Annotated in this window: 13 protein-coding genes; 6 read left to right on the top strand and 7 right to left on the bottom strand. The window is 65.0% G+C overall.

What is annotated here, in order from left to right:
- Positions 1–2: 2 nt before the first annotated feature.
- Together FJ946_RS24790 and FJ946_RS24785 are read right to left on the bottom strand one after the other, a co-directional pair.
- A complete protein-coding gene (locus FJ946_RS24790) occupies positions 3–1,001 on the bottom strand; it encodes a bestrophin family ion channel (RefSeq protein ID WP_140556442.1) in 999 nt (332 codons plus the stop codon).
- Positions 1,002–1,057: 56 nt separating this feature from the next.
- Entirely contained in the window at positions 1,058–1,672 is a 615-nt protein-coding gene (locus tag FJ946_RS24785; RefSeq protein WP_140500115.1) for a TetR/AcrR family transcriptional regulator, read from the bottom strand.
- Positions 1,673–1,974: 302 nt separating this feature from the next.
- Here FJ946_RS24785 and FJ946_RS24780 point away from each other — a divergent pair, with 302 nt between their 5' ends.
- Genes FJ946_RS24780 through FJ946_RS24770 form a run of 3 tightly spaced genes read left to right on the top strand, consistent with a single transcriptional unit; the run spans position 1,975 to position 5,728 of the window.
- Positions 1,975–2,454 (top strand): (2Fe-2S)-binding protein, encoded by a 480-nt coding sequence (locus FJ946_RS24780; protein WP_140500117.1) that lies wholly within the window; start codon positions 1,975–1,977, stop codon positions 2,452–2,454.
- Positions 2,451–3,434 carry a xanthine dehydrogenase family protein subunit M gene (locus FJ946_RS24775; protein ID WP_140565295.1) on the top strand — a complete coding sequence of 328 codons (984 nt, stop codon included), beginning with the start codon at positions 2,451–2,453 and terminating at the stop codon, positions 3,432–3,434. The genes FJ946_RS24780 and FJ946_RS24775 overlap by 4 nt, the downstream gene beginning before the upstream one ends.
- Positions 3,431–5,728: a xanthine dehydrogenase family protein molybdopterin-binding subunit gene (locus FJ946_RS24770; RefSeq protein WP_140565299.1), complete on the top strand. Its 2,298-nt coding sequence runs from the start codon at positions 3,431–3,433 to the stop codon at positions 5,726–5,728. The genes FJ946_RS24775 and FJ946_RS24770 overlap by 4 nt, the downstream gene beginning before the upstream one ends.
- Positions 5,729–5,881: 153 nt before the next feature.
- On the opposite strand, the gene FJ946_RS24765 is transcribed toward FJ946_RS24770, so the two are convergent.
- Positions 5,882–7,018 (bottom strand): helix-turn-helix transcriptional regulator, encoded by a 1,137-nt coding sequence (locus FJ946_RS24765; protein WP_140565302.1) that lies wholly within the window; start codon positions 7,016–7,018, stop codon positions 5,882–5,884.
- Between the two features lie 199 nt (positions 7,019–7,217).
- Between FJ946_RS24765 and FJ946_RS24760 the strand changes: the two genes are divergently transcribed.
- Both FJ946_RS24760 and FJ946_RS24755 read left to right on the top strand, forming a co-directional pair.
- Positions 7,218–8,177 (top strand): AraC family transcriptional regulator, encoded by a 960-nt coding sequence (locus tag FJ946_RS24760; RefSeq protein ID WP_140516087.1) that lies wholly within the window; start codon positions 7,218–7,220, stop codon positions 8,175–8,177.
- 176 nt (positions 8,178–8,353) lie between these two features.
- Complete coding sequence (locus FJ946_RS24755) at positions 8,354–12,490, top strand: autotransporter domain-containing protein (RefSeq protein WP_140565306.1); 4,137 nt, start codon at positions 8,354–8,356, stop codon at positions 12,488–12,490.
- A 50-nt stretch (positions 12,491–12,540) separates the two neighbouring features.
- Here FJ946_RS24755 and FJ946_RS24750 read toward each other — a convergent pair whose 3' ends face one another.
- From FJ946_RS24750 to FJ946_RS24735, 4 genes are all read right to left on the bottom strand, one after another.
- Positions 12,541–13,422, bottom strand: coding sequence for a DMT family transporter (locus FJ946_RS24750; protein WP_140565309.1), 882 nt, complete (start codon positions 13,420–13,422; stop codon positions 12,541–12,543).
- A gap of 129 nt (positions 13,423–13,551) precedes the next feature.
- The gene (gene arsK / locus FJ946_RS24745) at positions 13,552–14,790 is read right to left on the bottom strand and encodes an arsenite efflux MFS transporter ArsK (RefSeq protein ID WP_140565312.1); all 1,239 of its coding nucleotides are present in this window, start codon (positions 14,788–14,790) and stop codon (positions 13,552–13,554) included.
- Positions 14,771–15,184: an arsenate reductase (glutaredoxin) gene (arsC, locus tag FJ946_RS24740; RefSeq protein WP_140500131.1), complete on the bottom strand. Its 414-nt coding sequence runs from the start codon at positions 15,182–15,184 to the stop codon at positions 14,771–14,773. Before arsC ends, arsK begins: the two co-directional genes overlap by 20 nt.
- 85 nt (positions 15,185–15,269) lie before the next feature.
- The gene (locus tag FJ946_RS24735; RefSeq protein ID WP_140500133.1) at positions 15,270–15,623 is read right to left on the bottom strand and encodes a metalloregulator ArsR/SmtB family transcription factor; all 354 of its coding nucleotides are present in this window, start codon (positions 15,621–15,623) and stop codon (positions 15,270–15,272) included.
- A 42-nt stretch (positions 15,624–15,665) separates the two neighbouring features.
- Between FJ946_RS24735 and FJ946_RS24730 the strand changes: the two genes are divergently transcribed.
- Complete coding sequence (locus FJ946_RS24730; RefSeq protein WP_140565315.1) at positions 15,666–16,202, top strand: DUF6428 family protein; 537 nt, start codon at positions 15,666–15,668, stop codon at positions 16,200–16,202.
- Positions 16,203–16,339: the final 137 nt, after the last annotated feature.

The raw sequence follows: 16,339 nt of genomic DNA, 5'->3' as shown, positions 1-16,339 counted from the left end.
CCTTACGTCGCGATGTCGTTGACAGGCAGCAATGGCGCGGGAAGGTCGACCTCGCCGAGCCCGGTCCGCATCTCGATCTCGATGTCGCGGCAGATCTGCGAAATCGGCACATCGTTGGCGTTGCCCTCGAAAGGGTTGGCGCTGCTCTCGCCGACCTGGTCGAGCGACATGTATGCCCAGCCCAGCAGCGTGCTGAACGGGATCGTCAGCCAGATCGCGATCGAGCCCAGCGCCCCGCCGAATTTGCCCATCTCGGCGAAGACCGGAACGACGCCGAACGGCAACAGCGTGCAGAAGATCATGACGAACATGGAACTGACGATGGCGTATTGGCGGGGATAGGGATTGTTCTTGATGCGGTCGCAGCGCGCCTGCTGGTCGTGGAAGTCGCGGATGAGTTTTGTCAGTTCGCCATAGATCTGCGGAGGAATCTTGGCATCCTTGAACAAGCCGTTGACCTGCACCGATTGCATTTCGAGCAAGGCGATCGCCGGGCGGGGCGATTTCAGGACGCCCTCGGTCTGCTCGGCCAGCAACGGCCGCAATTCGTCGGCAATCGAGCCCGTATCCTCCTGGACATGGTAACGCCGCCGGTATTCGATATTGGCGGCCCGCGCCATGGATTCCCATGGCATCGGCCGCCGCAGCGCGAAACGCAGCGCCGTCATCCAGGCGATGTGGCGATAGATGAGTTGCTTCGCTGTCGGGGCGTCGGTGAAGTCCCTGCAGAAATTGGACCACAACCGGCTGCTGGCCGTGATTTGCGCAAACGCCTGCAGCGCTTCACCGCTGCGGGTAAACACCTGCGAATTCTTGAAGCCGGCCACCAGTGACACCGTGGTGCCGAGCACCAGCACGACAGACCACGGCACCGAGAACCCGGCAAGTCCGGGAAAACGGTAGGCGGCCACCGCCAGTCCGCTCACCACCACCATGTAGATGACGCTGCGCCGCGACCAGAGCGCGAAATCCATCACCTTGTAGGAACGGCCCACATACATAAGATGCCCCAAATCGCGGACGTGCCCGCTAGCCGCAGGCCAGTCTCCAGTCGCCCTCACCTAGCCTTGGCGGCGCCGAACCGCAATCCGTCCATCAGCAGCCGGACCAGCCGGCGCGAGCGATCGCGCCAATCCGGGGTGTCGGGCGCCGAATAGATGCCGCCCAGCGCGTGCAGCACGTCGGACGCGTCGACATCGCCACGGATGGTGCCCTCGGCCACCGCCGCCTCGACCAATTGCCGCAACGCCGCCGAGACCCGACCCGACGTGTCGGAATAGAGATTGGCATTCGCCGTCAACAGGATGCGCAGGCTGGTCGCAAGCCCTCGCTTGGTGGCGATATAGTCGACGAAGCGCCGCATCCATTCTTCCAGCGCCACGTCAGACGGATGCTTTGCCGCCAGTTCGCCGGCGGCCGCGCACAGCCCCTCCACCTCGCGGCGGTAGACCACCTCGACCAGGTGCTCGCGTGTCGGGAAATGCCGGTAGAGCGTGCCGATGCCGACGCCCGCGCGGCGCGCGATCTCCTCCAGCGAGGCGTCGATCCCGCGCTCGGCGAAGACCGAGGCCGCCACCTCGACCAGCCGGTCGCGGTTGCGCTGCGCGTCGGCGCGCAGCGGCTTGGCCTCTGCTGTCTTCTGGTCGGGGATGGCGGACGGCTCTGCGGCCAATTTTTTCTCCACTGTCGAAATATGGGGCTTGAACCCCATCGGGTCAGCCCCCACGTAATAAACGGAGGCGCCTCCGCTTTAGTGGAGCACCTTTATCATATAATCAGGGGAACCGGTATGTCACGTGCTGAAAGCTTGCAAGCCAAAGCCGATTTCCGTCAGGGACTGGTGAAGGCGCCGAAGAGCGTAATCTCCCCCCTTGCGGGGGGAGATCGGCCAAGCTGACCACATTGCGCCTTGCCCTTCCCCGCCCCGACACCACTTCATTTCCCTCAGCGTCAAGCAACTGGAGCCAGACGCCCATGACGAACACCACAATCCCCGTCCATCTCGATATCAACGGCCAGCCGCATACGCTGGACCTCGAACCGCGCGTCACACTGCTCGACGCCTTGCGCGACCGCCTCGGCCTGACAGGCACCAAGAAGGGCTGCGACCACGGCCAGTGCGGCGCCTGCACCGTGCATGTCGACGGCGAGCGCGTGCTGGCTTGCCTGACGCTCGCGGCACAGGCCGAAGGCCGCACCGTCACCACCATAGAGGGGCTTGCACGGGAGGGCGCACTGCATCCCGTGCAGGCTGCCTTCCTCGATCAGGACGCCTTCCAGTGCGGCTATTGCACATCGGGCCAGATCATGTCGGCGGTCGCCTGCATCCGCGAGGGCCATGCCGGCTCCGATGACGAGATCCGCGAATACATGGCCGGCAATCTCTGCCGCTGCGGCGCTTATCCGCACATCGTCGCCGCCGTGCGCCAGGCAGCGCTGGAGGCCGCGTCATGAGGGATTTTTCCTATCTTCGCGCCAACTCCGTCGACGCCGCACGCCAGGCGGCCGCCCTGCCCGGCGCCATGCTGCTGGCCGGCGGCACGACGCTGATCGACCTCGCCAAATGCGGCGTCGCCGAGCCCGACAGCCTGGTCGACATCACCCATCTCAAGGGGCTCGACACCATCGAGATCGACGAGCGCGGCGCCGTCATCGGCGCGCTCGCCAGGATGAGCCATGTCGCCGACCATGCCGGCATCAAGGGCGGCTTTCCCGCTGTCTCGGAGGCGCTGTGGCAGGCGGCTTCGGCGCAGCTCCGCAACATGGCGACCGTCGGCGGCAATCTGATGCAGCGCACACGCTGCCCCTATTTCCGCGATCCTTCGAATTTTGCCGCCTGCAACAAGCGCGAGCCCGGCAGCGGCTGTTCGGCGATCGGCGGCGTCACCAGGGGCCATGCGGTGCTCGGCACCAGCGAGGCCTGCATCGCCACCTATCCCGGCGATCTCGCCACCGCGCTGGTCGCCTTCGATGCGGTGGTCCATCTCGGAGAACGCCGCGTCTTGGTCGACGACTTTTTCCTGCTGCCCGGCACCACGCCTCAGAAGGAACACGCGATCGAACCGGGCGAGATGATCACCGCCATCGAAATCCCGGGATCCGCCGCCGCCCGCCGCTCGAGCTACGTGAAGGTCCGCGACCGGCAGTCTTACGAGTTCGCCGCCGCCAGTGCCGCCGTCGGCCTCGAACTCGAGGCCGACGGGCGCACCGTCCGCGACCTGCGCGTCGCGCTCGGCGGCGTTGCCACGAAGCCCTGGCGGGCGCGCGCCGTGGAAGAGGCGCTGAAAGGCAAGGTGCTGGAGCCTAAGGCTGTCCGCGCGGCCAGCCTGCTCGCCGTCGAGGGCGCCGTCGACCATGGCGCCAACCACTACAAGATCGAGCTCGCGCCGCGCGTCGTGGCCAGAGCGATCCTCAAACTGGGAGAAGCGGCATGACCGTTCACATCGCAAGACATGGCGACGCCTCCGACGGCGTGCTGGCACAAGCCGTCGGAGGCCGGCTGTCGCGCGTCGACGGCCCGGCCAAGATCACCGGCGCGGCCAAATACGCCGTCGAACAGCAGCTCGAAGACCTGGCCTATGCCGTGCTGGTCGACAGCACGATCGCGTCCGGCAAGGTGCGCGCCATCGATACGGCGCAGGCTGAGGCGGCGCCCGGCGTGCTGCAAGTGCTGACGCCGGACACCATCATGGCCCTGAAAACCGCGTCGGACTGGTTCGGCACGCCCCCGCCCGACAAGCCTTATTGCCCGCTGGCGCGCGACATCAGCTTTTCGGGCCAGCATGTCGCCGCCGTGGTCGCCGAAACCTTCGAACAGGCGGTTGCGGCAGCGGCCCTCGTCAAGGTCGGCTATGACGAGACGCCGGCCATCGTCGACCTCAACGATGCCAAGGCCGGCGACGGCATTCCGATCGAGGCCATGACCAAGGAATGGGGCGACGCGCAGGCTGCCTTTGCGTCCGCCCCGGTCCGGATCTGCGCCGCCTACAACACGCCGCGCGAATACCAGGCGCCGATGGAGCCGCACGGCCTGATCGCCCGCTGGGAGGGCGACCGGCTCACTGTTTGGGAGCCGAGCCAATGGCTCGACGGCATGGCGCGCACCTATGCCGAATGGTTCGGTGTGCCGTTCGAGAATGTGCGGCTGGTCTCGCCCTATATTGGCGGCGGGTTCGGCTCCAAGGCGCTGGCGCTCGGCCACGGCGCGGTTGCCGCGAGTGCAGCCAAAATGCTCGGCCGGCCGGTGCGCCTGGTGATGACGCGCCCGCAGACCTTCACCGGCTATGGCGGCCGCGCCGCGACGCGCCAGACGGTGGCGCTCGGCGCGGATGCGGAAGGAAAAATCCAGTCGATCGTGCATCGCGGCGTCAATGAAACGTCGATCGATGGCATGTGGGTGGAGCCGTTGGCCTCGGTTACCTCGATCATGTACGCGACGCCGAACTTTTCGTCCCGGCAGAACGTCGTGCGGGTGAATTCCGTGGTGCCGGGCGCCATGCGCGCGCCGGGCGAGAACCCTTCGGCCTTCGGCATCGAAAGCGCCATCGACGAGCTCGCCTATGAGGTTGGCATCGACCCGCTGGAGATCCGGCTGCGGAACTATGCCGAGCAGGACCCGGAAGTGAAAAAAGCCTGGTCCACCAGGCAGTTGCGCGAGGCTTTTGCCACGGGCGCCGAGCGCTTCGGCTGGGCCAGGCGCTCACCGGAGCCGCGTTCGATGCGCGACGGCAACCAGCTGATCGGCTGGGGCGTGGCCGCCGGTACCTATCCGGTGCGGCGCGCCTATGGCGAGGCGATCGTGCGCATCCTGGCCGACGGCTCGGTGGAGGTCGAAAGCTCCTCGATCGACATGGGCCAGGGCACCTACACCATCCTGGCGCAGACGGCGGCCGAGACGGTGGGCGTGCCGGCCGACGACGTCGTGGTGAAGCTGGGCGATTCCCGCTTTCCCCGCGCCGGCGTCGCAGGCGGCTCGCGCCTGGCCGGCGTCATGACCGGTGCCGTCTACAAGGCCGCGACCTCGGCGCTCGACCAGTTGGTCGGGTTGGCGATCAGCGACCCGCGCTCGCCCTTCCATGCGCTGCAGGCCAACACGCTGGTCGTCGCCAATGGCCGCATCACCGCACCGCGTGGCGACGGTCCCGATGTGTCGATCGCCGAGCTCCTCAAAAGTATCGGCCGCGACCGCATCGAGGCGACAGGCGACACCATGCCGGCCAATTCGAGCGCCGAGGACCGCTACAGGAACTACACCACCATCGCCATGGCGCTGCCGCACACCGAAGGCGACTATTCCCGTCACTCCTGGTGCGCGCATTTCATCGAGGTCCGGGTCGACGAGGATTTCGGCACGGTGCGCGTCTCGCGCGTCGTGTCGGCGCTGGATTCGGGACGGCTCTACAATCCGAAGCTGGCGGAAAGCCAGTGGAAGGGCGGCATCATCATGGGCATCGGCCAGGCGTTGCTGGAAGAAGGCATCATCGACCGCCGCCACGGCCGCATCGTCAACAACAACCTCGCCGACTATCTGGTGCCGACCAATGCCGACATTCCCGACATCGAGGTGATTTCGGTCGGCATCCCCGACCCGCACTCCTCGGTGCTCGGCGGCAAGGGCGTCGGCGAACTGCCCATCGTCGGCGTGGCGCCGGCGATCGCCAACGCGGTGTTCCACGCGACGGGGAAAAGGGTGCGCGACTTGCCGATCACGCTGGAGAAGCTGATCTGAGCGGTGGAAGCGAGTAATCTCCCCCCTTGAGGGGGAGATGGCCGGCAGGCCAGAGGGGGGCGGCCAGGCGCGATCCCGGCGAGCGAGCGCTTCGCGCCGGAGCCGCTCTGGAGGCGGTGAGCCGATCTCGCGCTGCGGACTACGCCTTCAGCCTCAATGCGCTGCCAGGGGCGTGCCTATGTCCGAGACGAGCTTGACGAGGTCGGCTTGGCGTCTCGTCCCGGTTTTGGCGAAGATACGATTGAGGTGTGTCTTCAAGGTGTTTTCGCCGATGCCGAGCGACAAAGCGCTCTTCGACGCCGACAATCCGCTGCCGATCCGCAGCAGGACCCGCGCCTCCGCGGGCGTAAGGTCGAACAGCGTGGTCAGGACGGCCTCCGGGAGAGGAGAAGCCGACGTTGTGGTCGATATGAAGACAGCCGCGCATGCCGGCCGGAAAGCCGCGCGCGCGGTTCCTTCGGTCAGCGGCAGCACATAGGCGACAGCGGGCGGCCGGCCTGGGGCCGAGACCGGCAGTCCTATGCCCCGGGCGCCAAGCGAAGCATCTGCGTTCGCGGCGCTGGCGATCGCTTCCAGCAGGGCGCGGGCGACCGCCGGATTCTGCGCCTGGAGCAGGCCGTTCCTGGAAAGAATCGGACCTTGCGCCGACAACATCCGTTCGGCAGCGCCATTGGCATGGAGGATGGCCCCGTTGGCGCCGGCAAGCACGACAGGCACTGCGAGATTGTCGAGCGCCTGGCGGTAAAGGCTGGCGGTAACGCGAGCCTGGTCGAGCAGGTCTCCGATCAGGGAAGCACGGCGCAGATGCGGCGAGAGCAACGCCAGGAAATGTTGGTCTTCGGCTGATATGATCCCCCTGTCGGCCCATGTGGTGCAACCCATGAGCCCGATCCGGTCCGATGTGTGGACGAACTTGGTGATGCAGGCTTCGCGCAGTCCCTGAGGTTTGGCCCAGTTCTGAAAAAATGCCGTCTGCCCGAGTTCGGCTTCGCTCATCAGCGACAGCGTCGCGACAGGCGTGTCGACATCGCCGACGACCGCCGTCTTCAGACCGGGAATTGCGTCAAAGTCATAATCTTGGAGCACGCGCATTTGCACGGGATCCCAGGGCGATTGAGCGGCGAAGCGGCCATGATTGTCGGCGGTGCTGGCGAGCGCGATGGTCGTATAGGCCGCGTCCATGGCGATCGTGATCCGGGTCATGACGCCGGCCCAGCCTTCCGGGTTCAAAACGCAATCGTAGATATCGCCGATAACGGAACCAAGGACTTCGCTGCTCAGCCTCTCCACCACGCCTCCAGACACACTGCGATCTCGCCTCGGAGAATTTTGTGGCGTCATACTTTTGGATGACGCCACTCCTGGCCGATCTCGATTAGGATTCAACTCGATTGCTTGACGCCAGCCGCCACTGTTGCCGGTTATTCTGCCGATTGAAAGTATGGCGATCGGTATTTTTTAAGCGCGGATACTTTATCGAGGTTTTCCATTGTCGCGAAAGACGGTGTTTTCATCGGCTCAGTTGCCGCCGCATCTTGGCGAACGCGAGCGATTTTCCCTGTGGCAGGACATCCACGTCGCGGAAATCTGGTCGGTGGAATACGGCATATCGGAAAACCTGCCCTTCGAGGCCTCGATCGAAGCCACGGCTGTCGGTTCACTGGTTCTCGGTCAGATGTCCGGAACGATCAAGCAGGCGACAAGGAAGGCGAGCAACATCGCCGAGGACGACAATGACGGCTATTTGCTGTTGATCAACAAGGCCGACACCCTCTTGTCGGGCGTGCAGGTCGGCCGCGAATATGCCGTCGGTCGGGGAGAAGCGGTCCTCGTCACGGCCTCGGAGGCGCTGAAAATGACCGGTGCCGACAGCAATATCTGGACCAATGTGGTGGTCCCACGCGCGGTCCTCATGCGCGCCTTCCCGCAGATCGACGACCGGCTGGGATTGAAGATCGGCGCCGACAACGAAGCCCTCGATCTTCTCAAGCGCTATTGCGAGCTTCTTGAAAGCGGCAGCCCGCTCGCCTCGGCCGATCTCATAACCCATGCGACGGACACGATCGTGGACCTGATCGGCCTGGTGACCGGGGCGAAAGGCCGGGCTGCCGAATTGGTCGGCCTTCGCGGCCTGCGCGCCGCCAGGCTGGAGGCGATCCTGGCAACGATTGCCGAGGATTTTGCCGATCCTGGCATCTCCGCCCAAGGTGTCGCGCAACAGCTCGGCCTGTCGGCGCGCTACGTCCATGATCTCCTTCAGGAAACCGGAGTGAGCTTCTCCGAGCGCGTTCTCGAACTGCGGTTGCAGAGCGCCCATAGGATGCTCTCTCAGAGACACAGCGACATGCGGGTCAGCGATATCGCGATGACGAGCGGGTTCAGCGATGTATCGTATTTCAATCGCTGCTTCCGTCGCCGTTTCGGCTATACGCCGACCAGCGCCAGATAGGTTGCGGCATTTTCTGTGGCCGGCCCTGGCGCGGCGTCCGATTCTCTCTTTGAGAGGCCGGTGGAGCGGCACCTGCGCGATCGTGGCGCAGAACTGCCACAGTGCGCGCAAAAGGCTCGGCTTTTCGCTCCAGTCCAATTCCAGTGCGGCCCTGCCCAAGACAAGCCCGAGCTCCAATGACATGTCAGCCTCAGGGTGAAATGACTATCATGTCAGGGGTTTGGATGCCGCAGAATGGTTTTGGTGGCCGCAGGGCTAACGCATGGAAATATCTGGCGCTGACGTCGACCGCGCTGGTCGGACTCGGCCAGCCGATCGCCGCGACGGCGGCCGATGCCTGGACCGGCACCACCTCCACGGATTGGTTTACCACCGGAAACTGGAACGCTGGGTCAGTGCCGACGGCGGCCGATATTGTATATATCAGCAATTCGACACCGAATCCGACTGTTATCAACGCTGGCAACGCTTTTGCCGACGATATTTACCTTGGCTTTGTAGCTTCTTCGGACGGCAGCCTTGTCATTTCGAACGGCACGTTGACGACCGACCGAGCATTCTTATCCTGGGGGGATAACTCCACTTCTGATGTCACCGTAACAGGTGCGGGTTCCTCGTGGACCAGCAGCAGTTTGGTGGTTGGTAGTTTCGGGCTGGCTACGCTCGATATCCTCAATGGCGGTGTCGTGACGGATGCTGTGGGTATTGTTGCGGGCGGCAGCAACGTTCAAGGCGTCGTAAAGATCGATGGCGCCGGCTCAACGTGGCTTAACACTGATAGCCTCACGGTCGGCAGTTCCGGCGTTGGTGCGGTAACGGTTTCCAACGGCGGCAACGTCATCAGCGACAGCGCCTATATTGGCCAATATTCAGATTCGATCGGCTCGGCGACGATCGATGATGCCACCTGGACAAACAATGGAACGCTCTATGTCGGCCATGATGGCGACGGCGCGTTGATAATCACCAACGGCGGTGTGGTTAGCAATGCTGATGCCATGGTGGGCTACAGCACCGATTCAGCCGGTAAGGTGATGGTCGATGGCATCGGCTCAACCTGGCTCAACAGCGGGAACTTGTCCGTCGGCGTCGACGGGACAGGTACGTTGATGGTCTCGAACAGCGGAAAGGTCAGCAATACTTCAGGTTATATTGGCGCCTCCGCGGGTTCGACCGGCAAGGTGTTCGTCGACAACTCGACCTGGACAAACAGCGGATCGCTGAGTGTCGGCGATTTCGGCACCGGCATTCTGGCGATCAGCCATGGCGGCGACGTCAGCTCCAATGGGGGGACTATTGGCGCGAATGCCGGCTCGACCGGCAGCGTGTTCATCGAAAATGCCGGCTCGACCTGGACCAACAGTTCCGACCTGGCTGTCGGCGATTTCGGCACCGGCACGCTAGCGATCAGCAACGGCGGCGCTGTCAGCAATAACAAGGCCTATGTTGGCAAGTCGGCGGGCTCGACCGGCATCGTGATAGTCGTCGACTCAACCTGGACAAACAGCGGGTCGCTGATCGTCGGCGATTTCGGCAAGGGCGCTCTGCAGATCACGCAAGGCAGTGCGGTCAGCAACAGTTGGGCAACTGTTGGCGCGAAGGCGGGCTCGACCGGCATCGTATTCGTCGACGGTGCCGGCTCGACCTGGACAAACAGTTCGGACCTGATCGTTGGCGATCAGGGCACAGGTACGCTGACGGTTTCGAACAAGGGCACGGTCAGCAATCAGAACGGCATTTTGGCAAATGTTGCGGGCTCCACCGGCACGGCGACGGTCGAGGGTGCAGGCTCGACCTGGGCCAGCGTAGCCCTTTTCGTCGGTTTCGCCGGCACGGGCGAACTGAACATCCTCAACGGCGGCGCGGTCAACAGTGGCCTGGGCTTCGTTGGTTTCGGTTCGGGTTCCGCCGGCACAGTGACCGTCGACGGCGGGGGATCGACCTGGACAAACAGTTCCAACCTGTTCGTCGGCGATCAGGGTACCGGCACGCTGAATATCTCGAACGGCGGCAAGGTTAGCGATACCACAGGCTATGTGGGCGCATTCTCTGGCTCGACCGGCACGGTGACGGTCGACGGCGGGGGTTCGGCCTGGAACAACAGCTCGGACCTGTTCGTAGGCGGTTTCAGCACGGGTACTCTGACGATCTCGAACAGCGGCACGGTCAGCAATGGCTGGGGCTATATCGGCTACGTTGCCGGTTCGACCGGCATGGCGGCGGTTGACGGCGCGGGATCGAAGTGGACGAACAGCGGGGACCTCTATGTCGGAGGCTTTGGCACGGGCACGGTGACGGTTTCGAAAGGCGGCGTGGTCAGCAATGGCTTGGGCTTGGTTGGCTACGCCGCAGGTTCGGTCGGCACGGTAGCGGTCGACGGCGCCGGCTCGACATGGGCCAGCAGCGGAGATCTCGATGTCGGCGTTAGTGGAACAGGCACGCTGACGATTGCCAATGGCGGCGCGGTGTCGAGCGGCGGCGTGGTCAACATCGCCGCCATGGCGGGCTCCGTCGGCACGCTCAACATCGGTGCGGCGAGCGGATCGCCAGCGGCGGCCGCGGGCACGCTCAATGCGGCGAGCGTCCAGTTCGGGCCGGGCGCGGGTGCGATCAACTTCAACCACACCGATACGAACTACGCCTTCGCGTCGGCGATCGGTGGCGCAGGCACGATCAACCAGATCGCCGGCGCGACGAACCTTACCGCCGATTCGAGCGGCTTCACCGGTGCCACCAATGTGGATGGCGGGCGGCTGGCCGTAAATGGTTCGCTGGCCAATTCGCTGGTGACGATCTTCGGTGGCACGCTGGGCGGCAACGGCACGGTGGGCGGTGTCATGGCGCGGTCGGGCGGCATCATCGCACCCGGCAATTCGATCGGCACGCTCAACGTCGCGGGCAATCTCGACCAGGCGGCGGGCTCGATCTATCAGGTCGAGCTGACCTCGACCGGCCAGTCCGATCTCATCCACGCGACGGGCACGGCGACGATCGCCGCCGGTGCGGTCCTCGACGTGATCAAGACCGACGCAGCACCTTACGTGGCGGGCACGCATTACACCGTGCTGCAGGCAGACATGGGCGTCACCGGCACCTACACGCTCAGCGGCCTAGGCCCGTTCACCGGCCTTTTCGCGAGTTACGACCCGACGCATGTCTATCTCGACGCGACGCAGGCAAAATCCTTCGCCGAGGTCGGCCTGACGCCAAACCAGATCGCCACCGGCGGTGGTGCCGAAAGTCTTGGCAGCGGCAATCCGCTGTTCGATGCGATATTTGCTTTGCCGAGCGAAGCAGCCGCCCAGGACGCCTTCGACCAGCTTTCCGGGGAAATCCACGCCTCGGCCAAGAGCATGCTGCTTGAAGACAGCCGCTTCGTCCGCGACGCCGCCAGCAATCGCATTGCTGCTGCCTTTGGCGATGGCGGCGCGGCGGCGCTGCCGGTCATGGCCTATGGCGAAGGTGGACCGGAAATGGTGGCGGCCGATACCGACCGCTTCGCCGTCTGGGGCCAGGTGTTCGGTTCGTGGAGCAACACCGACAGCGACGGCAATGCCGCCGCCTTCGATCGCTCGACCGGCGGCCTGCTGGCCGGCGCCGACACTTTGGTCGGCGGCTGGCGTGTCGGCGTGCTCGGCGGCTACGGCCATTCCTCCTTCGATGCCGACGACCGCGATTCGTCAGGCAAGAGCGACAGCTACCATCTCGGTCTCTATGGCGGCACGAACTGGGGCGCCATCGCCTTCCGCAGCGGTGCAGCCTATAGCTGGAGCAGCATCTCGACCAGGCGCTCGGCTACTTTCAACGGCTTTGCCGATCAACTGTCGGCGGACTACGACGCCGGCACCGCGCAAGTGTTCGGCGAACTCGCTTACAAGGCTGATGCCAGTGGCTTCCATTTCGAACCCTTCGCCAACCTCGCCTATGTCAGCGTGCACACCGACGGCTTCACCGAAACGGGTGGTGCCGCGGCGTTGACCAGCGCCAGCACAAACAACGACGCCACCTTCACCACGCTCGGCCTTCGCGGCGCGACCGACTTCGCGCTTGGCGGCATCGATGCCACCGCTCGCGGCATGCTCGGCTGGCGTCACGCCTTCGGCGATGTCACGCCGACCTCCGCTTTCGCCTTCGCCGGCCGCGATCAATTCACCATCGCCGGCGTGCCGATCGCCAGGGATGCCGCGGTGATCGAGGCCGGCCTCGATCTCAACATGTCGGCCAATGCGACGCTCGGCCTGTCCTATACCGGCCAGTTCGGCAGTGGCACGGTCGACCAGGGCGCGAAGGTCGATCTGGGCGTGAAGTTCTGAACGACGGTGACGAAACGGCTTTGCAGCACGAACCTGCACGCTGATCCGCCCTACTCCGGCGACGGCACCGGCGGCTTCGAGGTCAGTGCGGTGCCGGCGGCCGCGACGATGACGGCGGCGATGCCGGCCAGTTGCGGCGCGGTCAGGCTCTCCTGCAGGAACAGGAAGCCGGCCAGCGCGCCCAATCCTGGCTCCAGGCAGGTCAGCGTGCCGTAGATGCGGGCCGGCATCCGGGTCAGCGCCACCATCTCCAGAAAGAACGGCAGCGCGCTCGAGAACAGGCCGACGAGCAAGGCACTGACCAGGATCGACGGCGCGAGCAGGCCCGCTCCCGCCTGCGCCACGCCGAAAGGAAGCACCAGCACGGCGGCGATCGCCATGCCATAGGCGGTGGTGCGGGTGCCGAGTTCGGCGCCCGCCTTCTGCGCCAGCACGATGTAGAGGGCCCAGAAACCGCCGGCCGCCAGCGCCAGCATCACCCCGGTCGGATCGAGCGGCTGGAGCGAACGGATGAAGGGTGACAACAGCACGATGCCGGCGACCGCCAATGCGATCCAGGCAAAGTCGCCCGCCCGCCGCGAGGTCAGCGTCGCCACCAGCAGCGGTCCCGAAAACTCCAGCGCCACCGCGACGCCGAGCGGAATCGTGGCGAGCGCGGCGTAGAACAGGAGGTTGAGCGCGCACAGCGTCACGCCATAGGCGACCAGCCACGGCATGGTGGCGCGCGAAGGTCGTATCTGCCAGGGCCGCAGCACGGCGATCAGCATCAGCGCGCCGACGACCAGCCTCAGCGTCGTCGTGCCCTGCGCGCCGATCACCGGAAACAGGCTCTTGGCGAAAGTGGCGCCGATCTGGATCGACACCATGGCGCCCAACAGCGCCATCACGGGCAAAGGCGCCGCTTCGCGACCGGCAACCGGCGTCGATGTCACTTGATCCCGTCCTCCGTGCGCCATCAGGCAAACGCTGCGTCATGGGAGATAGGGCGAACCGGCCCGCTCGTCGTGAGGCAGGGCCGGCATGTCGATGGGGCAAGAAAGGGCCGGACGAGCCGGCCGCCCTCAGACGCGGCCGTTGCGCGCGTTCGGCAGTCTCGTGATCGCTGTCAGGACCAACAGCGCGGTGCCGCCCAGAAACGCCATGGCCCCCAGCGACCAGGCAATGCCGACATTGACGATGGCAAAGGCCAGCGCAAAGGGCGCGACGGCCGAAACGAGCAGCCGGGCCGATGTGACGCGCCCCTGCAGACGGCCATAGTCCGCACTGCCGAACAATGTCAGCGGCAGGGCGCCGATGACGATGCTGAAAAGCCCGTTGCCCATGCCGAAGACGACGGCGAAAACCATCGCGCCTGCAACGGAAGGCGCCGTGCAGTTCAGCACGACGACCCCGCTCGTCATCAGGCCGGCCGAGATGATGGCCAGCGTCAATGGCGGCAGGTTGATGCCGAAGATCATGTTGATGAAGCGGCTCAACACTTGTGACGGCCCGAACAGCGTTCCGACGACGGCAGCGGTCGCCCCGAGGCCAAGTCCGGAAAGCAGCGGCACCATATGCACCAGGACAGCGGCGCCAAGCAGGTTCTGCAGCGAGAAGGCGATGACCATCAACGCGAAGCCGAGCGGCCGCGCCGAGGCCGGAAGCGATCCCTGGACATGCCGTGGCGGCTCGGTCGCCGAGCGCCTGCTCTTGGCCAGCCCGTGCGAGAGCCAGGCGTGCAGCGGCAGGCAGACGAGCAGGTTCAGCCCCGCGAAGACGAGATAGACGGTTCGCCATGACATCTGCGCGTGCAGGGCCGAGGTGATCGGCCAGAACACGGTCGATGCGAAGCCGGCGATGAGGGTGAGATAGGTGATGCTGCGTTGCGCTGCACGCGGCCTTATCTGCACAAGGAGCGCGAAAGCGGCGCCGTACTGGACCAGGTTCGATGCCACTTCCAGCACGATCAGCGCCGCCACGAAGGCCCCGGCCGCCGGCGCGTAGGCACAGGCGGCGAGCGCAGCCGCGGCAAGGATCGAGCCGACGGTCATGATCTTGCCGGCGCCGAAGCGGTCGATCCAGTTTCCGAGCCAGGGCGCCGTCAGCCCGCCAACCAGCAGAGCCGCCGAGAGCGCGCCGAAAATCCATTCGGTCGGCCAGCCCAGATCGCTGGCCATATCGGCGGCGAGAATGCTGAAACTGTAGTACAGCGTGCCGTAGCCGATGATCTGGGTGACGCCGAGGGCGGCAATGGCGGCCAGCGGCGAGCGCTCCGGGACTTCGAGATCGGAAAGGCTTCGATCACTTGATGCCACGGTCATGGTTCACTACCTCGCCATCTTCCTTGGTGAAGCGGACCACCGGATGGTCGAGCAGATCGAGCACGAGCTCGGACGGACGGCACAGCCGCGTCCCCTTGGGCGTCTCGACGATCGGCCGGTTGATCAGGATCGGATGCCTCAGCATGGCGTCGATCAGCTGTTCATCGGTCCATTTGGCGTCACCCAGGCCGAGTTCGGCATAGGGCGTACCCTTTTCGCGCAGCAAGGCGCGCGCGGGAATTCCCATGGCGGCGACAAGCTGGCGCAAGCGGTCCCGGCTGGGCGGATGTTTCAGATACTCGATGATGTCAGGCTTCTCGCCGCTCGCCTGGATCATGGCAAGCGTGTTGCGCGAGGTGCCGCAGTCGGGATTGTGGTAGATCGTAGCGGTCATGGCTTGGCCTCGACGGCAAGAGGTTGGATTTCGGATTGCTGATGCGGCGCGGTCGGGACGATCGCCCGGGCTGTCGGCGCGACGATCACTGAACCGGTCCCTTCACATCGGCGGCGCAGCAGTCTGGAGCCAACGCCGAAGCGCGGATCTCCAGCCGGCCGGAGCAGCAATCCTCCATCAGGAAACGGATGAGGCCGCTCAACGTGTCATATTCGGCGCTGTAGACCATGGAGCGCGAAGCGCGCCGCACGCTGATCAGCCCTGCCCGCTCGAGCTCCTTCAGGTGGAAGCTCACATTCGAGGCCGAGACCTCGACTTTTTCGGCGATGGCGCCCGCGGCAATCCCGTCCGGACCGGCGATCACCAGATGCCGCAGGATGCGCAGGCGCGTTTCTTGCGAAAGAGCCGCAAAGGCGGAAAGGGCTTGACGTTCATCCATATTTCAACAATCCTAAAAATGTTGAAACAAGGATTACCGCACATGCTCGTTTCTGACAATCGGGAATTTGAACCCGCTGACGTCGTTGATCCCGACGACATCACCATCGCTGGCTTGCTGGAGTTTCTGGCGGGCTACGAGGACCGGCGCCTGGTGTTCTTCTACGACGGCCGGCCGGTGAGGCCTGGTTACCACGTCACCGAGGTGAAGGCCGGCCAGTTCGCTGCGCTGGACTGCGGTGCAAACCCGGAATCCTGGGCCGAGATCTTCGTGCAGCTCTGGGACGTCGAGGAGGACCGCACGCATATGCCGGCCGGGAAATTCTCGGCGATCATCCGCAAGGTGACGGAGCATGTCGGCCTCGACCATTCCGCCAAGCTTACTTTCGAAGTCAGCGACGGCGTGCGCCCGATGCAGCTCTACCGCGCCGCGCTTCCCCGGCTCGCCGGTGATGCGGTGCATGTCGAGCTTTCGCCGCGGCCGGCAAGCTGCAAGCCGCGTGACCGCTGGCTGGAGGAAGAGAGGAAAGCCAAGGCCTGTTGCGGACCTTCGGCCGGACCGGAACCTTGCTGCGGCTGACGTTTCGCAGCCAAGCAGATGGCTTGGCGCCGTCTTGACGGACGGCCTTCCGCTCCCTCAGTTCAGCGATTTGCGCCGCGGCGGCGGCGTGCGATCGCGTTGAGGCAGCGGGCGCGGAACGCTGCCCCGCAGCGGGA

The organism is Mesorhizobium sp. B2-4-7 (genome assembly GCF_006442685.1).
In the GTDB taxonomy this organism is placed as follows: domain Bacteria; phylum Pseudomonadota; class Alphaproteobacteria; order Rhizobiales; family Rhizobiaceae; genus Mesorhizobium.
This window is presented reverse-complemented; position numbering and strand designations above follow the sequence as displayed.